The 24,012-nt window shown below is 69.8% G+C and carries 17 protein-coding genes and 1 pseudogene; 8 read left to right on the top strand and 10 right to left on the bottom strand.

Going from position 1 to position 24,012, the window contains the following annotated elements:
• Positions 1-79: 79 nt before the first annotated feature.
• The 4 genes from H7347_RS04515 to H7347_RS04500 all read left to right on the top strand — a co-directional run bounded on the left by H7347_RS04515 (position 80) and on the right by H7347_RS04500 (position 8,986).
• The gene (locus H7347_RS04515; protein WP_152821718.1) at positions 80-1,915 is read left to right on the top strand and encodes a FadD32-like long-chain-fatty-acid--AMP ligase; all 1,836 of its coding nucleotides are present in this window, start codon (positions 80-82) and stop codon (positions 1,913-1,915) included.
• 117 nt (positions 1,916-2,032) lie between these two features.
• Entirely contained in the window at positions 2,033-6,886 is a 4,854-nt protein-coding gene (pks13, locus tag H7347_RS04510; protein WP_152821715.1) for a polyketide synthase Pks13, read from the top strand.
• On the top strand, positions 6,886-8,430 hold the full coding sequence (locus H7347_RS04505; RefSeq protein WP_186337241.1) for an acyl-CoA carboxylase subunit beta: 1,545 nt from the start codon (positions 6,886-6,888) through the stop codon (positions 8,428-8,430). Before pks13 ends, H7347_RS04505 begins: the two co-directional genes overlap by 1 nt.
• Before the next feature lie 94 nt (positions 8,431-8,524).
• On the top strand, positions 8,525-8,986 hold the full coding sequence (locus tag H7347_RS04500) for a hypothetical protein (RefSeq protein WP_152821713.1): 462 nt from the start codon (positions 8,525-8,527) through the stop codon (positions 8,984-8,986).
• A 96-nt stretch (positions 8,987-9,082) separates the two neighbouring features.
• On the opposite strand, the gene H7347_RS04495 is transcribed toward H7347_RS04500, so the two are convergent.
• Genes H7347_RS04495 through trmB form a run of 4 tightly spaced genes read right to left on the bottom strand, consistent with a single transcriptional unit; the run spans position 9,083 to position 13,514 of the window.
• Positions 9,083-9,391 (bottom strand): DUF3054 domain-containing protein, encoded by a 309-nt coding sequence (locus H7347_RS04495; protein WP_227658999.1) that lies wholly within the window; start codon positions 9,389-9,391, stop codon positions 9,083-9,085.
• Positions 9,388-10,359, bottom strand: a complete 972-nt coding sequence (locus H7347_RS04490) for a YbhN family protein (RefSeq protein WP_370513909.1) — start codon at positions 10,357-10,359, stop codon at positions 9,388-9,390. Before H7347_RS04490 ends, H7347_RS04495 begins: the two co-directional genes overlap by 4 nt.
• Before the next feature lie 44 nt (positions 10,360-10,403).
• Complete coding sequence (locus tag H7347_RS04485; protein ID WP_186337239.1) at positions 10,404-12,695, bottom strand: MMPL family transporter; 2,292 nt, start codon at positions 12,693-12,695, stop codon at positions 10,404-10,406.
• 6 nt (positions 12,696-12,701) lie between these two features.
• On the bottom strand, positions 12,702-13,514 hold the full coding sequence (trmB, locus tag H7347_RS04480; protein ID WP_152821709.1) for a tRNA (guanosine(46)-N7)-methyltransferase TrmB: 813 nt from the start codon (positions 13,512-13,514) through the stop codon (positions 12,702-12,704).
• Positions 13,515-13,992: 478 nt separating this feature from the next.
• Between trmB and H7347_RS04475 the strand changes: the two genes are divergently transcribed.
• Entirely contained in the window at positions 13,993-15,822 is a 1,830-nt protein-coding gene (locus H7347_RS04475) for a phosphoenolpyruvate carboxykinase (GTP) (RefSeq protein WP_152821707.1), read from the top strand.
• Positions 15,823-15,886: 64 nt separating this feature from the next.
• Here the strand turns inward: H7347_RS04475 and H7347_RS04470 are convergent, their stop codons facing one another.
• The 3 genes from H7347_RS04470 to H7347_RS04460 all read right to left on the bottom strand — a co-directional run bounded on the left by H7347_RS04470 (position 15,887) and on the right by H7347_RS04460 (position 18,182).
• A complete protein-coding gene (locus tag H7347_RS04470; protein WP_186337238.1) occupies positions 15,887-16,870 on the bottom strand; it encodes an HtaA protein in 984 nt (327 codons plus the stop codon).
• 145 nt (positions 16,871-17,015) lie between these two features.
• Positions 17,016-17,378 (bottom strand): META domain-containing protein, encoded by a 363-nt coding sequence (locus H7347_RS04465; RefSeq protein WP_152821705.1) that lies wholly within the window; start codon positions 17,376-17,378, stop codon positions 17,016-17,018.
• Positions 17,379-17,387: 9 nt separating this feature from the next.
• Positions 17,388-18,182, bottom strand: coding sequence for a class I SAM-dependent methyltransferase (locus H7347_RS04460; protein WP_370513908.1), 795 nt, complete (start codon positions 18,180-18,182; stop codon positions 17,388-17,390).
• 204 nt (positions 18,183-18,386) lie between these two features.
• Here H7347_RS04460 and H7347_RS04455 point away from each other — a divergent pair, with 204 nt between their 5' ends.
• Positions 18,387-18,605, top strand: coding sequence for a hypothetical protein (locus H7347_RS04455; protein WP_186337237.1), 219 nt, complete (start codon positions 18,387-18,389; stop codon positions 18,603-18,605).
• 161 nt (positions 18,606-18,766) lie between these two features.
• Here H7347_RS04455 and H7347_RS04450 read toward each other — a convergent pair whose 3' ends face one another.
• Entirely contained in the window at positions 18,767-19,270 is a 504-nt protein-coding gene (locus H7347_RS04450; protein ID WP_186337236.1) for a helix-turn-helix domain-containing protein, read from the bottom strand.
• A 36-nt stretch (positions 19,271-19,306) separates the two neighbouring features.
• On the opposite strand from H7347_RS04450, the gene H7347_RS04445 reads away from it, so the two are divergent.
• Positions 19,307-20,425 (top strand): glycosyltransferase family 4 protein, encoded by a 1,119-nt coding sequence (locus tag H7347_RS04445; protein ID WP_152821701.1) that lies wholly within the window; start codon positions 19,307-19,309, stop codon positions 20,423-20,425.
• On the opposite strand, the gene H7347_RS04440 is transcribed toward H7347_RS04445, so the two are convergent.
• Together H7347_RS04440 and H7347_RS04435 are read right to left on the bottom strand one after the other, a co-directional pair.
• The gene (locus H7347_RS04440) at positions 20,406-21,911 is read right to left on the bottom strand and encodes a hypothetical protein (protein ID WP_186337235.1); all 1,506 of its coding nucleotides are present in this window, start codon (positions 21,909-21,911) and stop codon (positions 20,406-20,408) included. The genes H7347_RS04445 and H7347_RS04440 overlap by 20 nt on opposite strands.
• On the bottom strand, positions 21,901-22,944 hold the full coding sequence (locus H7347_RS04435) for a porin PorA family protein (protein ID WP_152821699.1): 1,044 nt from the start codon (positions 22,942-22,944) through the stop codon (positions 21,901-21,903). The genes H7347_RS04440 and H7347_RS04435 overlap by 11 nt, the downstream gene beginning before the upstream one ends.
• 18 nt (positions 22,945-22,962) lie before the next feature.
• Here H7347_RS04435 and H7347_RS04430 point away from each other — a divergent pair.
• Positions 22,963-23,994: pseudogene (locus H7347_RS04430) on the top strand (acyltransferase family protein); the annotation flags it as partial.
• Positions 23,995-24,012: the final 18 nt, after the last annotated feature.

Raw genomic sequence — 24,012 nt, 5'->3', positions numbered from 1 at the left:
CAAAATTATTCACTGGGGTAGATTCTGTCAGTGGTATTGTTACGCGCCCGCATCCGCCTTGAACCCTAAAAGGAGAAGCATGGACCTCAACTCCGCCCTGGCCGCGTTCTTCAACGAGCGCGGGGAGATCGCCATCGACCCCCGCCTCACCCTTCCCGGCCTGTCCGAGCTGCTCTACCAGAAGGAACGGGCCGCCGGCGGCGGCGATCGCCCCGCCCTGCGTCACTGGGATTACCAGGGGACGGGGCGGCCCGTGGACTACACGCGCACCCAGATCAACACCCGGATCAAGGCGGTGGCCGCTCGGTTGCAGCAGGTGGCCCAGCCCGGCCAGCGCGTGGCCCTGCTCATGGGCAATACCCCGGAGTACCTCTTTGGCTTCCTCGGCGCCCTCTACGCGGGACTGACCCCGGTGCCGCTCTACGACCCCCGCGAGCCGGGCCACGACGCACACCTGCGTGCCGTGTTCCACGATTCCGACCCGCGCCTGGTGCTCACCAACAGGGTCTCCGCCCCGGCGGTGCGCTCTTACTTCTCCGACCTGCCGGGTACCGAGCGCCCGCGCATCATCGCCATCGACGCCCTGCCCGACGCGGTAGCCGCCTCCTGGGCCAACCCGCTGGACAAACCCGAGGCCCAGGCCTACCTCAAGGAGCAGGGCGTGGCGCCCCTCGACCTGCCCGCTTTCCTGCAGTACACCTCCGGCTCCACCCGCACCCCGGCGGGGGTCATGCTCACCCACCGCTCGGTGCTCACCAATATTCTCCAGGTTTTTGCCGCCGGGCGGTTGCGCCTGCCCATGCGCCTGGTGCTGTGGATCCCCCTCCATCACGACATGGGCATCATCCTGGCCACCTTCGCGCTCATCCTGGGCTTTGAGACGGAGCTGATGGGACCGCGCGACTTCATCCAGCAGCCCTCCCGGTGGATCGCGCAGCTCGGCAAGCGCGGCGGGGACGACGACCTCGCCGTCTACACCGCCGCCCCGAACTTCGCGCTCGATCTGGCCGTGCGCTACGGCGCCCCCGGTGAGGACACCGATCTTTCCGGGGTGGACGGCGTGGTGCTTGGGGCCGAGCCGATTACCCAGCGCTCGCTCACCGCCTTCCACGAGGCCTTCGCCCCCTATGGGTTACAGCGCGCCAGCCTGCGCCCCTCCTACGGCCTGGCGGAGGCCTCCCTGCTGGTGACCACCCCGCAGACCCCGCAGCGCCCCGTCATCGCCCACTTCGACCGCGAGGCGCTCTCCCGGGGAGAGGCCCGCAGGGTGCAGGAGGATCACCCCGCCGCCGTGGCCCTGCTCTCCAACGGCCAGGTGGTCTCGCCGCAGCGCCTGGTGGTGGTGGATCCGGAGACCCGCCGCGAGGTGCCGGAGGGCACCATCGGCGAATTGTGGAACCACGGGGACAACGTCGCCGCCGGGTACCTCAACCGCCCGGAGGAGACCGCCGAGACCTTCGCCAACACCCTGGCCGGTCGCCTGACCGAGGGATCGCGGGCGGACGGCGCCCCGGATGAGGGATGGCTGGCCACCGGCGACCTGGGCGCGATCATCGACGACGAGGTCTTTATCACCGGCCGCCTCAAGGACCTCATCGTGATCGCCGGGCGCAACCATTATCCCCAGGACATCGAGTTCACCGTGGCCCGCGCCACCGCGCAGGTGGACCCCGCGGCGATCGCGGCCTTCTCCGTGCCGGGCGAGGACGTCGAGCGGCTGGTGATCCTGGCGGAGCGCGCCGCGGAGGCGGACGCGGAGGCGGACGCGGAGGCCGCCCGGGCGATCCGCACCGAGGTCAGCGCGGCGCACGGCGTGACGCCCGCGGACGTGCGCATCCTTGATCCCGGCAGCATCGCCAGGACGTCGAGCGCCAAGATCGCGCGCCGGGTGGCGCGGCAGCACTACCTGGCCTGACCGGCGGGAACCTTCGTCTACGGCGGTCGCATTGTGGGGTGCCGCGGGGTACCCTACAGGGCTGACGATAGTCACGCATGTATTTTCACCGAGCATTTTTATAGGGAGACTCCTCGCATGGCAGATAGCCCCCGTGCCTCCGTCACGATGACCGACGCCCAGCTGCGCCAGTGGCTGCGCGAATGGGTGGCCGGGGTGACCGACGTTCCGGTGGCGGAGATCACCGACGATCGACCCCTGGAAAGCCTGGGCCTGTCCTCCCGCGACGCGGTGCTGCTCTCCGGGGAGCTGGAAAACCTCTTGGGGCGCAAGCTTGACGCCACCGTGGTCTACGAGCATCCCACCATCGGAGACCTCGCCACGCACCTGCTGTCCGGGCAGTCTTCCGGCGCGCGGGGACGGGGTACGGCGGCCGCCGTACCCCTCGCCCCCGCGCCCAGCTCCGCCCCCGAGGAACACGACATCGCCGTGATCGGTATGGCCGCGCGATTCCCCGGGGCAGACAGCCTCGACGAGATGTGGAGCCTGTTGGTGGAGGGCCGCGAGGGCACCACCGCCGCGCCCCCGGAGGGGCGATGGGCGCAGTACGAGGGCGACCCGGTGGCCAGGGCCAAGATGGCCGAGCAGAACCTCGCCGGCGGTTACCTGGACGATATTTCCTCCTTCGACGCGGAATTCTTTGGGCTTTCGCCCCTGGAGGCCACCAACATGGATCCCCAGCAGCGAATCATGCTGGAGCTCTCCTGGGAGGCCCTGGAACACGCGCAGCTGCCCGCCAACGAGCTGCGCGGCACCCCGGTGGGCGTGTTCTACGGCTCCTCCAATAACGACTACGGCATGGTGATCGCCGCCGATCCGCAGGTCGCGCACCCCTACGCGCTCACCGGCACATCCAGCTCGGTGATCCCCAACCGGGTCTCCTACACCTTCGACTTCCGAGGTCCCTCGGTGGCGGTGGATACCGCGTGCTCCTCCTCCCTCGTGGCGGTGCACCAGGCGATCCGCTCCCTGCGCGCCGGCGACGCCACGGTGGCCCTGGCCGGGGGCGTGAACATCATGGCCTCGCCCTTCGTCTCCACCGCCTTCGGAGAGCTCGGAGTGATCAGCCCCAGCGGCCGCATTCACGCCTTTTCCGAGGACGCCGATGGCTTCGTGCGCGCCGATGGTGCCGGGGTCTTCGTGCTCAAGCGGGTGGCGGACGCCGTGGCCCACGGGGACACCATCCTGGCGGTGCTGCGCGGCTCCGCCATCAACTCCGACGGGCACTCCAACGGGCTGACCGCCCCGAACCCGGAGGCCCAGGCCGATGTGCTGCGCCGGGCCTACGCGGACGCCGGGATTGACCCCCGCGAGGTGGATTACGTGGAGGCGCACGGCACGGGCACGGTGCTGGGCGACCCCATCGAGGCCACCGCCCTGGGCGAGGTGCTGGGCGCGGGACGCGAGGCCGCCTCCCCGACGCTGCTGGGGTCGGCGAAGTCGAACTTTGGCCATTCCGAGTCCGCGGCGGGATCCGCGGGGCTGGCCAAGGTGATCCTGGGCATGAACAACGAGGTGATACCGCCCTCCATCCATTACGCGGGCCCCAACCCCTACATCGACTTCGACGCCGAGCGCCTGGAGGTGGTGGAGGATCCCCGCGAGTGGCCGGAATATTCCGGCCGCAAGATCGCGGGCGTATCCGGCTTCGGCTTCGGCGGCACCAACGCCCACGTGGTGGTCAGCGACTTCGACGCCGCGGATTACTCCGGCCTCGACACCCGGGCGGCCGAGGCCGCCACTGCGGCGCTCCTGGATGAGACTGAGGAGGCGACGGCGCTGCTCCCGGTCTCCGGACACCTGCCCTCGCGGCGTCGGGCGCAGGCCGCGGCGCTGGCGGACTACCTGGAGAACTGGCGAGGAGGCGACGAGGGGCTGCTCGCGGCCCTGGAGCGCACCCTGGCGGGGCGCAATCACGGGCGTTCGCGCGCCGTGGTGCAGGCGGCCACGGTGGACGAGGCCATCACCCGCCTGCGTCGGGTGGCCGAGGGGAAGAAGAGCGCCGGGATCGCGGTGGCGGACTCCCCGGCGGCCACCGGGCCGGTGTTCGTGTATTCCGGCTTTGGCTCCCAGCACCGCAAGATGGCCACGGATCTGGTGGCCGTCTCCCCGGCCTTCAAGGAGCGCCTGGAGGAGCTGGACTCCCTGGTGCAGTACGAGTCCGGCTGGTCCATGCTCGCGCTGATCCTGGACGACGCCCAGACCTACAACACGGAAACCGCGCAGGTGACCATCACCGCCATCCAGATCGCGCTGACCGACCTGTTGGCGGATCTGGGGGTGCGCCCCGCCGCCGTGATGGGCATGTCCATGGGCGAGATCGCGGCGGCCTACGCCTCCGGGGGATTGAGCGCCCGGGAGGCCATGCGCATCGCCTGCCACCGCTCCCGCCTCATGGGGGAGGGGGAGAACTCCCTGTCCGAGGAGGAACGGGGCGCGATGGCCGTGGTGGAGCTGTCCACCGAGGCGCTGGCGCAGCTCGCCGCCGAGGACGAGCGCTTCGCCCGCATCGAACCCGCCGTGTACACCGCGCCGGGCATGACCACCGTGGGCGGGCCCAGCGCCGACGTGAGCGCCCTGGTGGAGCGCCTTGAGGCCGAGGGCAAGTTCGCCCGCCTGCTGGCGGTCAAGGGCGCGGGCCACACCAGCGCGCTCGACCCGATCCTGGGCGAGCTCGCCGCCGAGATCGCGGGCCTGCGCCCCCGCCCCCTGCACACCACGTTATTGAGCTCCGTGGATCGCGGTCGGGTGTATCGGCCGGGTGAGACCGTGCACGATGCGGACTACTTCCTGCGGTGCACCCGTCACGCCGTGTGGTTCCAGGACGCCACTGAGGCCGCCTTTGCCGCCGGCCACACCGCCCTGGTGGAGATCGCGCCGAACCCGGTGGCCCTCATGGGCATGATGAGCACCGCCTTTGCCGTCGGCAAGCCGGACGCCCAGCTGCTCTTCGCCCTCAAGCGTAAGGTGCCCGCGGTGGCCTCGCTGCGCGACCTGCTCGCCGCCCTCTACGTCGCCGGCGCCCCCGTGGACTTCCGCCGGGTGCGCGGCCTGGGCGCCACGCTGCCCGACGCCCCCGGCACCCTCTGGAAGAAGCAGGAATACTGGACTCCCGCGCGTCCCTCCGGTGGCGCCGCCGGGATACCGGGAGCCAGGGTGAGCCTGCCGGACGGTCGAGTGGCCTTTGGTACCGAGGCCACCCGGGTTCCCTCCGGCCTGGCCCTGGTGGAGGCCGCCGTTGCGGAGATCGACCCGCAGGCCCGACTGGTGGCCAAGCGCGAGCACGCCGCCCTCCCCGCCACCGGGGAGGTCACCACCGTGGTGACCCGGCACCTGGGTGGCCTTTCGGTGGCGGTCTACGCCGCGCAGACCGGTTCTCTGGTGCTCGCGGAGGGCTTCGTGGCCGGGGACGAGCGGCTGCAGGGCGAGCCGGACGCCGAGGCGACCGCGATCCCGTCGGCTGCCATGGCCACCGGTATGCCCGGCGCCCGGGGCGAGATCGACGTCGAGGCCCGCCATTGGGACGCGGCCTCCGGAGAGACGGTGGAGGAGCGCCTGCGGGCGATCGTCTCCGAGTCGATGGGATACGACGCGGAGGATCTTCCCCTGGAGCTGCCGCTCATCGACCTCGGCCTGGACTCTCTGATGGGAATGCGGATCAAAAATCGCATCGAAAACGACTTCCAGATTCCGCCCTTGCAGGTGCAGGCCCTGCGCGACGGCTCGGTGGCCGACGTGATCACCCTGGTGGAGCAGGCCGTGGCGGGCAAGGCCGCCGAGGTGACCGCCGCACCGGACGAGCCCGCGGCGACCGAGGAGGCGTCGAAGGCCGCGTCGCAGGGCGTGGGCGTGGCCCCGCGCGACGCCTCCGAGCGCCTGGTCTTTGCCACCTGGGCGGGACACAGCGGGGCGGCCCCCGCCGGGGTGACCAGCGAGCTGCCGGAGGTGTCCGCGCAGGTAGCGGAGGCGATTGCTCAGCGCCTCAGCGAACGCTCCGGGGTAGAGATCACCGCGGAGCAGGTGGCGGTGGCGCGCACCCTGGAGCCGCTGGCCAACCTGGTGCGCGAGGGCCTAGAAACCGAGGTGGAGGGCAATATCCGCGTTCTACGCGCCCGCCCGGAGGGCTCGACGGCGCCCGCGGTGTTCTTGTTCCACCCGGCTGGCGGTTCCTCCGTGGTGTACCAGCCGCTCATGCGTCGGCTGCCGGAGAGCGTCCCGGTCTACGGCGTGGAGCGTCGGGAGGGCCCGTTGGAGGAGCGCGCGGCGGCGTACCTGGAGGAGATCGCGCGGCTCGCGGAGGACCGCCCGGTGATCCTGGGCGGATGGAGCTTCGGCGGCGCCCTGGCCTACGAGGTGGCGCACCAGCTTCGTGCGACGAACGAGGTGGAGGTGGCCACCATCGTCTTGCTGGACACGGTGCAGCCCGCCGAGCGGATCCCGGACACCCCGGAGGAGACGAGGGCCCGCTGGGAGCGGTACGCCGCCTTTGCCAAGAAGACCTATGGCCTGGATTTCCCCGTCCCCTACGAGTTGCTGGAGTCCGCTGGAGAGGAAGCCATGCTGGGCATGCTCACGGAGTTCTTGAGCACCACCGACGCCGCCGAGCACGGCCTGGCCGCCGGGGTACTGGAGCACCAGCGCGCCAGCTTCGTGGATAACCGCATTCTGGACAGCCTGGACATGCGCCGCTGGGCGGACGTGACGGTGCCGGTGCTGCTCTTCCGCGCGGAGCGGATGCACGAGGGGGCCATCGAGCTGGAGCCGGCCTACGCCAATATCGCCCCGGACGGCGGCTGGGGCGCCATCGTGGCGGATCTGGAGATCGTGCAGCTGCGCGGCGACCACCTCGCGGTGGTGGACGAGCCGGAAATCGCCACGGTGGGGGCGCACCTGACCCGCCGCATCGAGAGCCTGGAAAGGGGCACGTACTAGTGGCCACCACTGCGGAAAAACTCGCGGATCTCCAAAGCCGCCTGGACAAGGCGCAGGACCCCGGCAGCGAGCGCTCCCGCGCCAAGCGCGACGAGGCGGGGCGCACCACGCCCCGGCAACGCATCGCGGCCCTGCTCGACGAGGGTTCCTTCATGGAGATCGGCGCGCTGGGCAAGACCCCCGGCGACCCGGACGCCATCTATTCCGACGGCGTGGTCACCGGTTACGGGCGCATCGACGGCCGCCCCGTGGTGGTTTATGCCCACGATAAGACCGTGTATGGCGGCTCGGTGGGCGTGACCTTTGGTCGCAAGGTGGTCGAGGTCATGGACATGGCCATCAAGATCGGCTGCCCGGTGATCGGCATCCAGGACTCCGGCGGGGCGCGCATCCAGGACGCCGTGACCTCCCTGGCCATGTATTCCGAGATCGCGCGCCGCCAGATGCCGCTGTCCGGGCGCAGCCCGCAGATCTCCATCATGCTGGGCAAGTCCGCCGGTGGTGCCGTGTATGCCCCGGTGACCACGGACTTCGTCATCGCCGTGGACGGGGAGACGGAGATGTACGTCACCGGTCCGGCGGTGATCCGCGAGGTCACAGGAGAGGACATCAGTTCCGCCGAACTCGGCGGAGCCCGCCAGCAGGAGGCCAACGGCAATATCTCCGCCGTGGTGGGCAGCGAGGACGAGGCCTTCGACCTGGTGCGCGACCTTCTGGAGCACCTGCCGTCGAGCTGCTTCGACCCCGCGCCCGTGGTGGCGGCGCCCACCGACGAGGAGGTGGCCGACACCCGCGGCCTGGACACCTTCATGCCCGATGACACCAACGCCGGCTACGACATGATGGAACTGCTGGCGCAGCTGGGCGACGACGAGGACCTCATCGAGATCCAGGAGAACTTTGCGCCCAACCTGATCTGCGCCTTCGGCAGGATCGACGGTCGCACCGTGGGCTTCGTGGCCAACCAGCCCATGCACTACGCGGGCTGCATCGACGCCGACGCCGCCGACAAGGGCGCGCGCTTCATCCGCACCTGCGATGCCTACAACATCCCGGTGATCTTTGTGGTGGACACCCCGGGTTACCTGCCCGGGGTGGCGCAGGAGAAGGAGGGCCTGATCCACCGCGGGGCCAAGCTGGCATTTGCCGTGGTGGAGGCGAGCGTGCCCAAGGTGGCGCTCATCGTGCGCAAGGCCTATGGCGGAGCCTACGCGGTGATGGGGTCGAAGAACCTCACCGGGGACATCAACCTCGCCTGGCCCACCGCGCAGATCGCGGTGATGGGGGCGGCGGCGGCCGTGGTGATGATCCAGGGAAAGCAGATCGCGGCGGCCCCGCTGGAGCAGCGCGATCAGATGAAGAAGCTCTTTATGGACTTCTACGATCAGAACATGACCTCGCCCTACGTCGCCGCCGAGCGTGGCTTCCTCGACGCGATGATCCAGCCGCGCGACACCCGCCTGGAACTGCGTCGTGCCCTGCGCCAACTGGCGGACAAGCGGGAGAGCGATCTGCCGAAGAAGCACCCCATTGCGCCGATGTAGCGGAGGGTACGAAAGGAGAGTAGGGTTCAAAGGGATATGGCCCCGTCGCGTTGGGGCCGCATTGTACCTTCGAAGAAGAAATAGGGAGCCTTGCATGCTCGTAACGATTCTGAAGGGCCTGGCCCTGGCTATGGCCGGTCTCTTCTCCCTGGGCGGTACGCCCTTTAGCTCCAGCGAGGCCCCCGTGGCGGAGACCGTGGCCGCGAGCGAAGCTACCGATCAGGGCGCTGAGGATCGCCAGGCCGCCGCGGAGGCATCGGTGCAGGCTATCGAGGACGAGGCCGGGCATGATCTGGTGAGCGTGGAGTTCGATGGGGATTCCGTGGTGCTACGCCAGGTGGATTCCTTTGATGAGCAGGCCGATCAGGGCGCCTTTGCCCAGATCACCGAGGCCCTCAAGGCCCTGGGCTACGAGAAGATCTCCACCGTGGGCAAGCCGCTCTACGCGGAGAAGCCCGAGCTCGACCTGAGCACCCTGGTGGACGAGGACACCGAGGTGGAGGCCGCGGCACTCCCCGCGATCGACCCGGCTTTTAGCCGCGTGATCCGCGCCTAAACCAGCGCGACACGCCGAAAGGGCCGGGGGATGGACCCCGGCCCTTTTACTTGCGCCCGGCGAGCGCTCGCCACCCGGCCATGAGAACGCCGGAGGTCACGGTGCCACGATGAGGAAGGACCAGTGCGGCACCGCTCCGTGGCGCAGCCCCCAAACGCTCAGGCCCACGGCGACGGTCAGCGGCCACACCACGCCGAGGCTGCGCCAGGGCGAGGCTGCCGTGGCCCCGCCCCGCCCGAGCGCGGTGATGAGACCCCAGGCCAGGGCCACCCCGAGCAGGAAGGGCCAGAGGGTGGATAGCCACCCAGTGACGGTCAGGGGCATGTCCTCGCTGCGGTGAGCCACGCGGGCCAGAAGGGCAAAGAGGGCGATAGCGAGGGCGTCGTAGCCGCACCAGCGGGTCATGCGAGTTTCTCCTTTTCTCGTGAGCGAATAACCCAGAACCACAAAAACACCACCCAGCCTACGGCGGCGAGCAACACGAAGGTCAGCATGCGGAACACGATGGCCGCCGCCACGGCCAGGGACATGGGAATCTCCCCGAGGGCCACCAGCGTGGAGGTGAGCGTCACGTCCACCGGCCCCAGCCCGCCGGGGGTAATCTGCGCCTGACCGACGAGCTTGGCGGCCAGGAAGGATAGCGCGACCCCGGCGATGTCGGGATCGCCGCCCACGGCCACCACGCAGGCCCACAGGCACACGATCTCCGCCACCCACTTGGCCGTGGACCACAGGAGCGCCAGCCCCAGGCGGGGCAGGGGGACGTCCACGGCGCGCAGCTGCGTGCGCAGGCCCGAGAGCTTATCCGTCCAGCGCTCCTCCGGGGCGCGCACGCGGCGGTTGTACCAGCGCAGCCCCGCGAGCAACCCGGCCTCCACGGTGGCCGGGTTGCGGGCCGCCCAGTTCACCGCGCAGAGCATGGCCACCAGCGCCACGATCGATGCCCCGAGGGCCACCGGGTGAACCGAGGCCCCCAGGAAGAACACCGCGCTGAGCCCCAGCAGCGCCATGCCGACGGCAGACAACAGGCCCGAGACCACCATGTACCAGCTGGCCACTACCGCGCTCGCCCCCCAGGCCAACTGCTCCCGGAAGATCATCGCGGCGGCCACCGCCGGGCCGCCGGGCAGGGTGGCTGACCACGCGTTGGCGGCCAGGCCCAGGGCGTTGGCGCGCCCCCGGCCGCAGTGCACACCGGTGGCGCGCAGCAGGCTGACCAGCGTCTCCGCTTGGAAGACCATGGTGACGGCGGCGAAGAACACCGCCACCGCCAGGTAGCGCCCGCGGGCCTCGCCCAGCGCCGCCCATCCCTCTCGCAGAAAGTGGGCGTTATCGCGCAGCGCGTAGGCCAGGGCGGCGAGGAGGAGGGCCACCAGGCCGTAGCGTACCCACGGGTTATGCAGCCACCGCCCCACCCCTACTTCTCCAGCTTCCGGATGAGGTCCTTGAACGGAACCAGCCCGGTGTCCTGGGCGGTGGTGCGCCCGCCGCGGGCGGCCTCGGATTCCTCGATCACCACCGCCTCGTCCACGCTGACCGGGGCGGTGGTCGGGGCGGCAGGCTGAGGACGAGGAGCGGGGACGGGAATACCGTGGCCCAGCCGATCGTAGGCCGCGCGCAGCCAGGCGGGGGCCCACCAGTTATCCTCGCGCAGCAGGTGCATGACGGCGGGTACGAGCAGCATGCGGATCACGGTGGCGTCGATGAGCAGGGCCGCGATCATGCCGAAGGCGATGTACTTCATCATCACGATCTCGGAGAAACCGAAGGCCCCGGCCACCACGATCATGATGAGCGCGGCGGCGGTGATGATCCCGCCGGTGTGCGCGGTGCCGTACGTGATGGCGGTGTCGGTGCGGGCGCCGCGATCCCGGGCCTCCACCATGCGCGAGACCAGAAAGACCTCGTAGTCCGTGGACAGGCCGTACACGATCGCCACGATGAGCACCAGCACGGGGCTCATCAGCGGGCCCGCGCTGAAGTTCAGCGCGCCGGAGCCCACCCCGTCCACGAACATGAGGGTGAGGATGCCCAGGGTGGAGCCCAGGCCCAGGATCGTCATGATGATGGCCTTGGCGGGCAGGACGAACGAGCCAAAAACCAGGGCCATGAGCAGGAAGGTGGCCAGCACCATGTACAGCGCCATCCAGGGCAGGGTGCCCAGCAGCGCCTCGATGGACTCCACCTCCATCGCCGGGGTGCCGGCGATGTGCACCGTCACGCCCTCGGGGGCGTCGATGGTGCGCAGCCGCTCGATCACCTCCTGGTTGTCCTCCCGATCCCTAATCCCCGCCGTGAGCACCGTGGTGCCGTCCTGGCTGGGGTGGGCGGGGCGGAAGCGTCCGGTGAGCCCCTCGACCTCGTTAGCCTGGCGGTACACGGCGCTGAGCTGCTGATTGTCCGCCCCGGTGACCACCAGCTTGATCGGCTCGGTGCGGAAGGCCGGGAAGGTCTCGTCGAAGGCCGCCTGAGCCTGGCGCGTCGGATTGGTGGGCGGCAGGTACGTCTCGTTGATCCCGCCGAAGGTCATGCCCGCCAGCGGGATTGCTAGGGCCACCAGGGCCCCGGTGATGACCACGGTGACGGCCTTGGCGTGACGCATCGCCCAGGCGGGAAGGCGCCACCACAGGGTGTCCTCCAGGCGTCGGCCGCGCCGGGAGGTGCGGCGCAGCGCCCATCGGTCGATGTTGTGCCCCAGCAGCCCAAAGAGCGCGGGCAGCACCGTGACGGAGAGCAGGGCCGCCAGCCCCACGGCGGAGATCGCCCCGTAGGCCACGGATTTGAGGAAGGCCTGGGGGAAGATCATCAGCCCCGAAAGCGCCACGGCCACCATCGCGGCGGAAAAGACCACCGTCTTACCCGCCGTGGCGGTGGTGACGGCCACCGCCCGGGGCAGCGGGGTGGATGCGTCCATCTCCTCGCGGAAGCGCGAGACCATGAACAGGCCGTAGTCGATGGCCAGGCCCAGGCCCAGCAGCGTGACCACGGACTGCGCGAACACGTTGACCTGCGCGGTGCCCGCCAGGATGGACAGGATGCCCAGGGAACCCAGGATGGACAGCAAGCCCACGATCAGCGGCATGGTGGCCGCCACCACGGAACCGAAGACCACCAGCAGCAGCACCGCCACCACGGGCAGGGCCACCAGCTCCGCCCGGGAGATGTCCCCGGCCATGCCCTCGTCCAGGGAATCCGCCACGGCGGTGGCCCCGGCGATCTGCAGGGACACGCCCTCCGGGAGGGATTGGTCGCGCAGGGCATCCTCGATGACGCGATAATCCTTGAGCGTTTGCTCTCCGTCCCCGGCCAGGCCGATGGCGGCGAAGGCGCGGGTGCCGTCGGCCGTGATCATCTCCGGGGCCGTGGTGGAAAAATAGCTCGTGACGTGGTCGATCTGCCCGGGGTAGCGGGCCTGGAGATCCTGAAGCTGCGCGTCGATCTCCCGGGCGAGGGCGGGATCGCTGAGGGAGCGCGGGGCCTGCGTGGAATAGAGGGCGATGACGTCCCCGCTGCGGTCGCGCCCGAAGGTTTCTTGCTCGATGCGCGCGCCCACGGTGGAGTCCGCGCCGGGATCCTCCCATCCCTCCTGGCTGAGCCGATCGCCCAGCCGCAGGCCGAAGATGCCATACAGGGCGAGGATGACGAGCACCACCAGCGCGGGGATGAGGCGTCGGTGGCGATAGGAAAACTGACCCCAGCGCATAAACACGGGCGGTTATCCTTCCTGCTCGGGGGCGTCGTGCCGGGGGAGGTCCTCCGGGGCCGCCACCCTTTCCCACAGGAACTCCGTGATGGTGTGGTCCATGCGCAGGCCGCGTCCCTCGAATTTCGTGCGTACCTGCCGGTCGGTGAGCACGGGGCAGTCCTCCCAGGGCCAGCCGCGATAGCGCAGCAGCGGCTCCACGTCCACCAGCTCGCCGATCCACTCGGCGTAGTCCGCGTGGTCGGTGGCCACGTGCAGTACCCCGCCGGGCTTGAGCCGGGTGGCAATGAGGTGCAGCGGGCCGGACTGGATGATGCGGCGCTTGTGATGGCGGGCCTTGGGCCAGGGATCGGGGAAGAAGATGCGCACCCCGTCCAAGGAACCGGGGGCGATCATGCGATTGAGCACCTCGACGCCGTCCCCGCGCACCATGCGGATGTTCTCGATCCCCTCGCGCAGCGCCGCGCCCATCATCTTGGCCAGGCCGGGTTTGTACAGCTCCACGGCGATGATGTTGGTATCGCTCTCCAGGGGGGCCATGGCCACGGTGGAGGTACCGGTGCCGGAACCGATCTCCAGGATCGTGGGGTGGGCCTCGCGGCCGAACCACCGCGCGACGTCGATGCGCTCGTCGCTCATCACGCGGCCGAGGCGGGGCCAGTGCCGCTGCCACGTTTCCTGTTGGCGAGGGGTCAGGGTGCCGCGCCGGAAGGACACGGTGCCCAGGCGCGGGTAATCCAATCCATCGTGGAACTCGGACTGCAAGGGGCGGCCGTGGGGAAGATCGCCGAGACCGGGGCGGGGGGAGAGGGAAGAATCGTTCATCTCCTACAGCATATCCGCGCGCGGGGTGCTTATCGACGCCCCGGTGATCCCGTCCGCGCCCCCTCTCGGGTTGTTATAACCACGGCGGACGCACTGTGAGCAAGGCTACGTATGGTATAGGTAACACGCGCCGGGATGGGGTCGGGCGGGGCGGTGCGGGTACTGACCCGGCGATAGGTACCTGGCCGAGGGGGTGGGGGAGGGGGATGGGAGAAAAAACCTGGGAGTGTCTCGGCCTGATGGGCGCGCCGGGCTACTTTTCGCGGCGTCGAAAGTGGGGGAATACCCCCGTGCGGGGGTGCTCGATATATGTGTGCCTTTTCGCATCCCGCGGGACGTGCCAGGTGGTGGGGTGTGCGAGTAAAATGTTATGACCACTCGGCCGGCTGTGAGGGGGGACAAACTGTTTTTCCGCTGTGCACATGGATACGCTGGGAAACGTATCGCAGAGAAAGCGACCGAAGATCAGGAGTAGGTTATGACCGCTGCCATCAAGGGTCTGCAAGGCCCAGCGCCCACGAAAAATCAGGAATTGCTGAGGTGGATCTCCGAGTCCGTGGAGCTCTTCGAGCCAGATGCCGTGGTGTTTGCCGACGGGACGCAGGAGGAATGGGAGCGGCTGACCTCGCAACTGGTGGAGGCCGGAACCCTCATCCGGCTCAACGAGGAGAAACGCCCCAACAGCTTCCTGGCCCGTTCCAACCCCTCGGACGTGGCTCGCGTGGAATCCCGCACCTTCATCTGTTCCCCCACCGAGGACGGGGCGGGTCCCACCAATAACTGGGTCTCGCCGGAGGACATGAAGGCGGAAATGCGGGAGCACTTCCGGGGCGCCATGCGCGGGCGCACCATGTACGTGGTGCCCTTCTGCATGGGCCCCATCAGCGACCCCGAGCCCAAGCTCGGCGTGCAGCTCACGGACTCCGCCTACGTGGTGCTCTCCATGAGGATCATGACGCGCATGGGCCGCGAGGCGCTGGACAAGATCGGCGAGAACGGCACCTTCGTGCACTGCTTGCACTCTGTGGGCGCGCCCCTGGCCCCCGGCGAGCAGGACGTGACCTGGCCGTGTAACGACACCAAGTACATCACCCAGTTCCCCGAGACCAAGGAGATCTGGTCCTACGGCTCCGGGTACGGCGGCAACGCCATCCTGGCCAAGAAGTGCTACGCCCTGCGCATCGCCTCCGTGATGGCCCGGGAGGAAGGCTGGATGGCCGAGCACATGCTCATCCTCAAGCTCACCTCCCCGGACAACAAGACCTATCATGTGGCCGCGGCCTTCCCCTCGGCCTGCGGCAAGACCAACCTCGCCATGATCACCCCCACGATCCCCGGCTGGAAGGCCGAAGTGGTGGGCGATGACATCGCCTGGCTCAAGTTCAGGGAGGACGGCCACCTCCACGCCATCAATCCGGAAAACGGCTTCTTTGGCGTGGCGCCCGGTACCAACTACTCCTCCAACCCCATCGCCATGAAGACGATGGAGCAGGGCAATACCCTGTTCACCAACGTGGCGCTCACCGACGACGGCGACGTCTGGTGGGAGGACATGGGCGAGGCCCCCGAGCACCTCGTCGACTGGCTGGGCAACGACTGGACCCCGGATTCCGAGGGCCTGGCCGCGCACCCCAACTCCCGCTACTGCGTGCCCATCTCGCAGTGCCCGGTTGCCGCGCCCGAGTTCGACGACTGGCGCGGCGTGAAGATCGACGCCATCCTTTTCGGCGGCCGCCGTCCCGACACCGTGCCGCTGGTCACCCAGTCCTATAGCTGGGAACACGGCACCATGATCGGTGCGCTCCTGTCCTCCGGTCAGACCGCCGCCGCCGCCGAGGCCACCGTGGGTGCGCTGCGCCACGACCCGATGGCCATGCTCCCCTTCATCGGCTATAACGTGGGCGACTACCTGAGCCACTGGATCGAGATGGGCCGCAAGGGTGGCGACAAGATGCCGCCGATCTTCCTGGTCAACTGGTTCCGCCGGGGCGAGGACAAGCGCTTCCTGTGGCCCGGCTTCGGGGATAACTCCCGCGTGCTCGCCTGGATCGTGGATCGCATCGAGGGCCGCGCGGAGGCCGAGGAAACCGTGGTGGGCTACACCGCTCGCGCCGAGGACATCAACCTCGATGGCCTGGACACCCCGCTGGAGGACGTGCGCGAGGCGCTGACCGCCCCCGCCGAGCAGTGGGCCCGCGACCTGGAGGAGAATGCCGCCTACCTGGAGTTCCTGGGCGACCGCGTGCCCGAGCAGGTGTGGGAGCAGTTCCGCGCGCTGCAACAGCGCGTGGCGGAGGCCACGAACTAGGCACGCCTATCGGCATGGCCGCCCCCATCGCTCTCGGCGGGGGCGGCCATGGCGTCTCGGGGGATCAGCCCAGCACCCGGTCCGCGCTCACCACGCCCACCGGCACGCGCACCATCTCGTCCGGGCCCACGTTATAGGAGCGCGACACCAGGGCGGAGACGGCGTAATTCCCGCCGGGCAGGGGGCTGAGCCAGGGATCGGCCAGGGCCACCTCCACCAGGGTGAACTTGGCGGTGGTGACCACCGTGCCCTTGTATTTGCGCACGCCGTCGTCGCTCTCGGCGGCGCGATCGCGGCTAAAACTCACCTGCGCGCCATCGATCGCGGCGGCCCCGCCCGTGGCCTTGACCGCCCCTCCGGTTACCCCGGCGAAGCGGAAGGCCGCCGGGGCGTCGATGAGCAGATCCCGGGTGGGGGCGGGCGGGGTGTGCGGGCCGGGTTCGGGGGAGTAGGCCAGCGGAATGTACCACTCCTCGGCGGCGTTGTGGGAACCGGCGCCCGGGTAGACGTAGACTCCCCAGCGATCGCCGGTGGTGTTCTCCGGGGGATCGACCACCAGGCGGGCGGTAAACGAGCCGTCCCGATTCATCGGCTGGGCCTGGCGGGCGATGGAGCGCCGCATCTCTATCGGGCCGCTGGGGATGGATTCCAGGGTGCCCTCGGGCATGACCCACGCCATCCGGTCGTGCGGGTGGGCGCGCGCCGCGCTGTCCACGCCCTCGCTGGGCCGCCATTGCTCGGGGAAGGCCCCGTAGAGAACAAAAAGCCCGTTGGGCGTGCCCGGCGGCACGGGGAAGGGAAACCCGCCCCGGTTGGCCTGCGGGGAGAAGCCACTGCCGTGCACCAGCAGGACGTCGCCGCGATGCACGGTGGTGGTGGGGGTGAGGGGCGTGCCGTCCTCCAGGGTGACGAACACGCGGGGATCCTCCTGCACCCGGGGGAAGACGGGAAGGTCGTCCGGGATGGTGGGGGTGGCGGCGTGTGCCGTGGCGGGGCTGAGGGCCGCGGCCAGGCACAGGGCGGCGGTAGAAGCAGCGCGAATTCTCATGCCCTTAAGGATAAGCCAAGGAAAGGGAAGCCTAACCTGCAATCATCTGTGTGTTGCCTCACTGCCGCCTTGGCCGCGTAACGGCACCCGCGTCTCCCTCCCCGGGCCAGGGCGACGAGGCGGGAGCCCTAAAAAAGGGGGGAACTTACTTCTTTGTGGTAAAGGCCCACTCGGCGCCCTGAGCGTCGGTCAGCGTGAGGGTATCGCCCGTCACGGTCACGGCGGTGGTGCCGTTGAGAATGCTGGTGAGCGAGACCTCCATGTCGCAATAGCGCAGGGTGGAAGAAAGACCGCCCACGGTGAGGACATCGCCGTCGAGAGCGGCGCTGCCGCCGAAGACGTTGCAGCCATCGTTGCCGCTGAGGGTGCCGTTCTCGTGGAGGACGAAGAAGGCATCGGGGGCGTCGGCCAAGGCCCATTCGGTGTCGGTGAGGGAGGCCGCGTGGGCGGTGGTCGCCCCGGCGAGGAGTACGGCGGAGGCGACGGCGAGGGAGGAACGCAAAGACATGGTGCGCAATTATATCCGCCGCAGCACGATCACCAGGTTGCTCACGGCGAACTCCCGCAGGCCCGGCACCCGCGTGAGCCACCAGGCCCAGCCGGGGTGATAGCGTGGAAAACACCCCACCACCTCGGCCTCCCCCCGCTCCTCCGCGCGCCGCGCCCAGCGCAGCCCGGCGGCGCAGGACACCGCAAAGAGCGAGGTGCCAAAGACGTTCTTCGGTGGGTGCCCGTGGCGTCGCGTATAGCGGTTGCGCGCGTACCCTCCGCCCACGTAGTGCTCCCACAGTCCGGTCTCGTGCCCACCGAAGGGGCCGAGCCACACGGTATAACTCAGCACCGCCAGTCCGCCGGGGGCGGTGACCCGCAGCATCTCTGCGCCCATGCGCCAGGGATCGGGCACGTGTTCGGCCACGTTGGAGGAATACACCAAGTCAAAAACCCCGGTGCGAAACGGCAGGGCCATGCCGGAGCCGCGCACCGAGGCCGCCACCTTCATCCCGGCCGCCGCCATCTCCCCCGCGTCTGGTTCCACGCTGATGTAGCGTGCCCCGCGCGCCTCGAACTCCCGGGCAAAGTAGCCGGGGCCGCCGCCCACGTCGAGCACGGCGGCATCCCGCAGCGCTCCGGGGTGGGTGCCCGGGGGGAGGGAGTCCGCGCGCAGGGCCTCGACGAGCTCGGCGGTATCGCGGGCGAGGCCCCCGTAGAACCGGGCGGGATCGCGTTGCTCGAATCGGAAACTGCTCAGCAGGGAAAAGGAGCGCCGCAGGGTGGCGCGGCGGCGGGTGCGGGGGAGTCGGGAGTCGAGCACGGGGCCAGGGTAGCAGGGTAGGGTGGGAGAATTTTTTATCGCTGGAGCAGGGCCGCTGCTGCGGGGGCACCGCGTGCGCGAGTGCCTGGAGGACGTCATCGACTGTTGTGGGCTGATTCTTCCATGCTGCTGACGCATGGGTGATCGCCTGATGCGCTCGGGGCCGAATAGATCGATGTGGTAGCAGAGGAATTCGTCCGTTCCTTGAGCCTCAAGATCGTATCGATTGAGGACGTCTGGGGGAAAATCTTTGTGATTTTCGGTCACGATGACTTGTGCATTGCAGCGTATGGCCGCGGCGAGAACATAGCGATCGTCTGGGTCGGGCAGCGTGAGACCCTCGATGAGGTCTTCATACCCTGTGACGAGGCAATTGTCCACGGCTTGGCACATGAGTTCCCGGGTTCTTTGTCAATTCTCTGATGCGATGTCGGGACGATGGGAGCGGAGGTTTTGGAATACCTCGTCGAGGATGCGGTCTGATCAGCAGGCTCGAAACATGCCGGTGAGGGCGAACCGGATGAGAACGTCGCGAAGGACGCTGGGGTAGAGCACGTTAGCGTCGAGTATCGCGATAAAGGCGCTTATTCGTAGAGTCCCATCTCCTCGGATAAGGCGGTGAGTTTGTCGGCGGCCATGCGTGCGGAAATCGCGCGATCGTGTTGGTATTTTTTCACGTCAGAGGCATAGAGCCGCCTGTGGCTTCCTACCTTGTGGCAGGGCAGGGTGCCCTCGTCGATCAGCTTGACCACGTAGGGACGAGACACGTTGAGCAGCGCGGCGGCTTGTTGCGTGGTGAGTTCCGCGCATGCGGGTATGATGCTCACGGCCCGGCCTGCCACGGCATGGGCGAGGACGGTGCGCAGCGAGTCGGCAACATCCCGGGAGATTCTTATGGGGTCGGCCGGGCACTCGGTTGTAATCGCCACCGTGGTGGGAGAGGGGCCGCTTAGGGTGCGGTTGAGTTGTCGCAGTGCGATGGCGTTGATGTCGTGGGATGATTCTGCGGGATTCGTGGTCTGTGTCAGGGCGGTATCGTAACCGATAAACGAAATAAACGAAACACTCCCGCCCCGTATGCGCTCCACCCTCCCCATCCCCCTGCGCTAGGCTTTGACCTACCCATGAAGATTCTCCTGCTGTGCTGGCGCGACACGGATCATCCCCAGGGCGGGGGTTCGGAGCGCTACCTCGAACACGTCGCCGCCTACCTCGCCGCGCGCGGCCACGAGGTGGTCTTTCGCACCGCCTCGTACACGGACGCCCCCTCCCGCGGCACCCGCGACGGCGTAGTGTTTTCCCGCGCCGGGGGCAAGTACACGGTCTATCCGCGCGCCTGGCTGGCCATGCTGGCGGGCCGGTTGGGTTGGGGGCCGCTGCGCGGGGTGGATGTGGTGGTGGATACCCAAAACGGCATTCCGTTTTTTGCCCGCCCGGTGGCGGGAAAACCCACGGTGCTGCTCACGCACCACTGCCACCGGGAGCAGTGGCCGGTGGCCGGGCCCGCTATCGCCCGCCTGGGCTGGTGGCTGGAGTCCTCGGTGGCCCCCCGGGTGTATCGGGGAAGCCAGTACGTCACGGTCTCCGATCCCAGCCGCGAGGAGCTCGTGGCGCTCGGGGTGCGGGCCGAGGACATTCACCTGATCCGCAACGGCGTGGATCCCGTCCCGGCGCACCTGCCGCGCCTGGCGGCCGACGGCCGCCCGCACCTGGTCACCCTCTCCCGCCTCGTGCCGCACAAGCAGATCGAACACGCGATGGACGTGGCGGGAGCCCTGCACCGCAGCCACGGGGTAGTCCTGGATGTGCTGGGCAGCGGCTGGTGGGGCGCGCGGCTGCGGGAGTATGCCCGCCGCCGGGGCCTGGGGGAGGCGGTGGTGTTCCACGGGCAGGTCTCCGAGGACTACAAGCACGCCCAGCTGGCCCGCGCGGCCCTGCACCTGATGCTCTCGCGCAAGGAAGGCTGGGGCCTGGCGGTGATGGAGGCCGCGCAGCACGGGGTGCCCACCGTGGGGTACCGCAGCGCGGGGGGATTGCAGGACTCCATCGATCACGCCCGCACCGGTCTGCTGGTGGATACCCCGGCGCAGCTGACCTCAGCCGTGCGGGATCTGCTCGACGACGCCCCCGCCCGCCGCCGCCTGGGCCAGGCCGCGCGGCGCAAGGCCACGGCCTTTTCCTGGGCGGAGGCCGGGGCGCGCTTCGAGCGGCTGCTGAGCGACGTCACTTCCGCCGCCGACTAAGCAGCAGCGCCAGGGGCACCACCGCCAACCACGCCCCCAGCAGGGCGAGCCCGCGGGTGCGCGTCGGTGCTGGGGCGGGGGTCTCCGCGAGGACGGTGCCGGTGGCGCCGTCCACCACCAGCCCCACCCCCAGGCTTTCCAGCTCGGGCAGGTCGCCGGAGCGCCAGGCCGCCGTGGCGGCTACCCAGCGCGGGGAGGGGGGATCGACCTCCACGCCGTCCACGCTGAGGCTGCCCGGCTCCACGGCGGCCAGCGCCTTCCACCAGGGATTGACCAAGACGCGCCCGCCCGCGCTGACCAGGGCCCCGGAGTGCTCCCCCACCACGAGCGCCGTCCGCCCGGCCGCCTGGTGCTGCGCCGCGCGCATGGCGGCCGGGGGCACCGGAAGGGCCTCCGGGGGCAGCGGGCGCAGCGCGCCGAGGGCCACGGGGGCGTCGATGAGCTGCAGAGCACAGAGCAGGAACGCCCCGGCGGCGGGACCGGGGCGCAGCGCGGCGGCCAGGGCGATGTAGCCGGGCGCGGCGAGCAGCACGAACTTGTGGGCATCCCGCAGCAGCCCCCCGCCCGGAACACCGCCCACGGCCATGCCCATCGCCGAGGGCAGCGCCCACGCCGCCAGCGCCACCCCCAGGCCCAGGGCGCCGAGTACGAGCAGCCCACGCGGGCAGCGCCGCCACCCGGCGCACAGCAGGAAGAACAGCGCCACCCCGGCGAGCGCGGCCCCGGCCTCGCGCGAGGGTGGGGCGGCCGCGGCGTTCCAGATCCCGCCCAGGCCGAGCAGCGTGCCGGGGGTACCGGCGAAGGCCTCGGCGCGGGGGGCAAACGCCGCCACCGCGCGGGTGGTGGAGGTGGTATCCGCCCCGGCGAGCAGGCCGGGAACCCACCACGGCGCGCACAGCACCACCCCAATCAGCGTCGTGGCCCAGCGCCGCTTCTGGGCGGTGGTCAGGGCAGTGAGCAGGGCGAGCATGCCCCCGGTGGGGCTGAGCGAGGCCCCCCACATCGCCGCCCATTGGGCGCGGGGGCGACCGCCCAACCCGGCCCAGGCGATCAGCGGCAACAGCCAGCCGCAGAGGACCAGCGACCACTGCCCCTGCAGCAGGCGCTCGATGATGGCCGGGTTGGCCACCCCCAGCGCGAGGGCCGCCGCGCAGCCCCACCGCCCGGCGCGCAGGTGGAGCGCCAGCAGGCAGCTGCCCGCCGCGGCGCCGATCGCCGCCGCGGCCATGCCCGCCCGCACCAGCCACGAGGCGGGCAGTACGGTCCCGGCAAGGGCGAGGATGCCCTCCTGGGGCGCCCCGCGCGCCGGGAGATCCCCCCAGCCCAGGGCGTTGAGGCTCAGCGCCGGGTGGTCGAGCACCATCATGTCCCGCAGCGCGAGCGCGCCGGGATGAAACAGGGGCAGGGTCACCAGCCCCACCAGCAGCGTCGCCCAGGCGCTCAGCAGGACGGTGGGCAGGGCCGACCCCGTGGTTTTAGTGCGCACGCCGGGCCCGGGCCAGCACGAGGAGGAAGGCGAGGACGATCAGCAGGCGCAGGGTCTTGGATACCCAGGCCAGCACGGCCATGCGTTGCTGGGTTGCCACCACCCGATCGGCGGCCCGCGCGTGGGCGGCCACGGTGTCCGCGTCCCAGCGGGTGTCGGCGCGATAGAGCACCCTGCCCGAGGGTTCCTCGGCGGCGGCCTGCTGGGCCTCCTCCTCCGTGGCGGCAAGGATCACTACCCGGTGCTCGTGCTCCTGAATGATTCGCCCGGAGGCCGGTTCCACCGTGAGCGTGCGGCTGGCGGCGTAGAAGGGATTGAGCGTGATCGGGTCCGCGGCGCGCAGCCCCAGGGTGGTGAGCTCCTCGGCCGAATAGAAGGAGCTGGCCGGGCCGCTGAGCGGTTCGGCGTGCAGCAGCGTGGGGGAGTTCGGGCCGAGCGCAACGGGGGCGACGTCCTGGTGAAAGAGAAAATAGTGTTCTGTTTTATCCACGTAGTCGATGGGCGCGGAGCGCAGGCTCCACGGGTCGAAGAAGGGGTAGGACTTTTGCTCCGTGGTGGAGGGGAAGCGATAGTGCAGCCCGTCGCGGCCCAGCGGCCCGCTCTCCCCCCCGGTGAGTACCCCGGCCAGCGAGCCCTGCGCGCTCAGCGCGCCGCTGTCCCCCGAGACCGGGAAGGCGGAGTGGCGCGCCACCCGCACCGAGTCGTGCCACTGCATCCGCCCCAGGGCGGTGTGGGCCTGGATCACCGCCTCCTTCTTATCGTCCCCGGGAAGCACGCTGATCTCGGAGGTCTCCTGGAGGGGCGCGGTGGTCTGGTAGCAGCGCAGCTCCGCGCAGTCCTGCGGGCCGCGCCGCCGCCAGGCTGCCACGTCGAGGACGCTGGCGGTGGCGGGTTCGGTGCGCACGGACACGGTGGTCCCCACGTCGAGCTTCTTCATCGAGCCCAGTATCGCGCGCGGGAGGACGTCGCCGCTGAGCGTGAGCGCGACGGCCGCGATGACCAGGGCAATCAACCACCTGCGGGTACCAGTCACGATGATCCTTCCACTAGGGTGGGAGCGGTGACGACGCCGCCGAAAGCCAGGGTAGCCGCGGCCCGACGGGTACCGGATTCATCCTACGCAACCGGCTTTCTGCCCTCCCTGGAGGGGCTGCGCGCCGTGGCGGCCTACGGCGTGCTGCTCACCCACGTGGCCTTCCACACTGGTCTCGACCCCGCCGGAACCCTCGGCGCCCTCACCGCGCGCCTCGATTTTTTCGTGGCCGTGTTCTTTGCGCTCTCCGCCTTCCTGCTGTGGCGCCGCCACCGCGATGATCGCCGCGTGGGCGCCTACTACCTCCATCGCTTCGCCCGCATCGTTCCGGCCTACGCGGTCTGCGTGCTAGCGGTGCTGCTCTTTGCGCCCGAGGCCTTTGGCACCCAGCCCGCCGCGGCGCTCGCGCAGCTGACCTTCACCCAGATTTATCTCCCCCACGGCTTGGTGGGGGGGCTGACGCACCTGTGGTCCCTGTGCGTGGAGGTGGCCTTTTACCTGGTGCTGCCGCTGTTGGCGCTCACGGTGGGTGCGTTGCCCTCGCGCCGGGTGAGGGTGGCGCTCATCGCGCTGGGTGCGGCCGCCAGCCTGGGGTGGCCGTGGTGGCCTCCGGTGGCGGCCACCCCAGGCAACGGTTGGCCGAATATGCAGATCTGGCCGCCGGCCTACGCCAGCTGGTTTGCCGTGGGCCTGGTGGCCGCCGAGGCGGAACCCCTGGTGCGTCGCTCCCGCCTCCTCGTCCGGCTCCTGCACCGGCGGTGGCTGTGGTGGGCCCTGGCCCTGGGGCTGGCCTGGGTGGCGGGCCAGGAATGGTTTGGGCCCCTGGGCCTCACCCACCCCAGCCCGGGGCAGTTTAACCTGCGGATCGTCGCCGGCGCGGCCTTCGCGGCGGCGGTCGTGTGGCCCTATGCCCTGGCGCCTCGTCCCCGCGACGCGCTGGCGCACCCCGCCGCGCGCGCCCTGGGACGCTGGTCGTACTCGATATTCCTGTGGCACGTGGTGGTGCTCGCGGTGGTGTTCCCTGCCCTGGGCATTCCCCTGTTCAGCGGCAACCTCGCCCACAGCGCG

It is taken from the genome of Corynebacterium sp. zg-331 (genome assembly GCF_014267345.1).
Taxonomy (GTDB): domain Bacteria; phylum Actinomycetota; class Actinomycetes; order Mycobacteriales; family Mycobacteriaceae; genus Corynebacterium.
The sequence above is the reverse complement of the archived record's forward strand: the minus strand, read 5'-3'. Positions and strand labels throughout refer to the sequence as shown.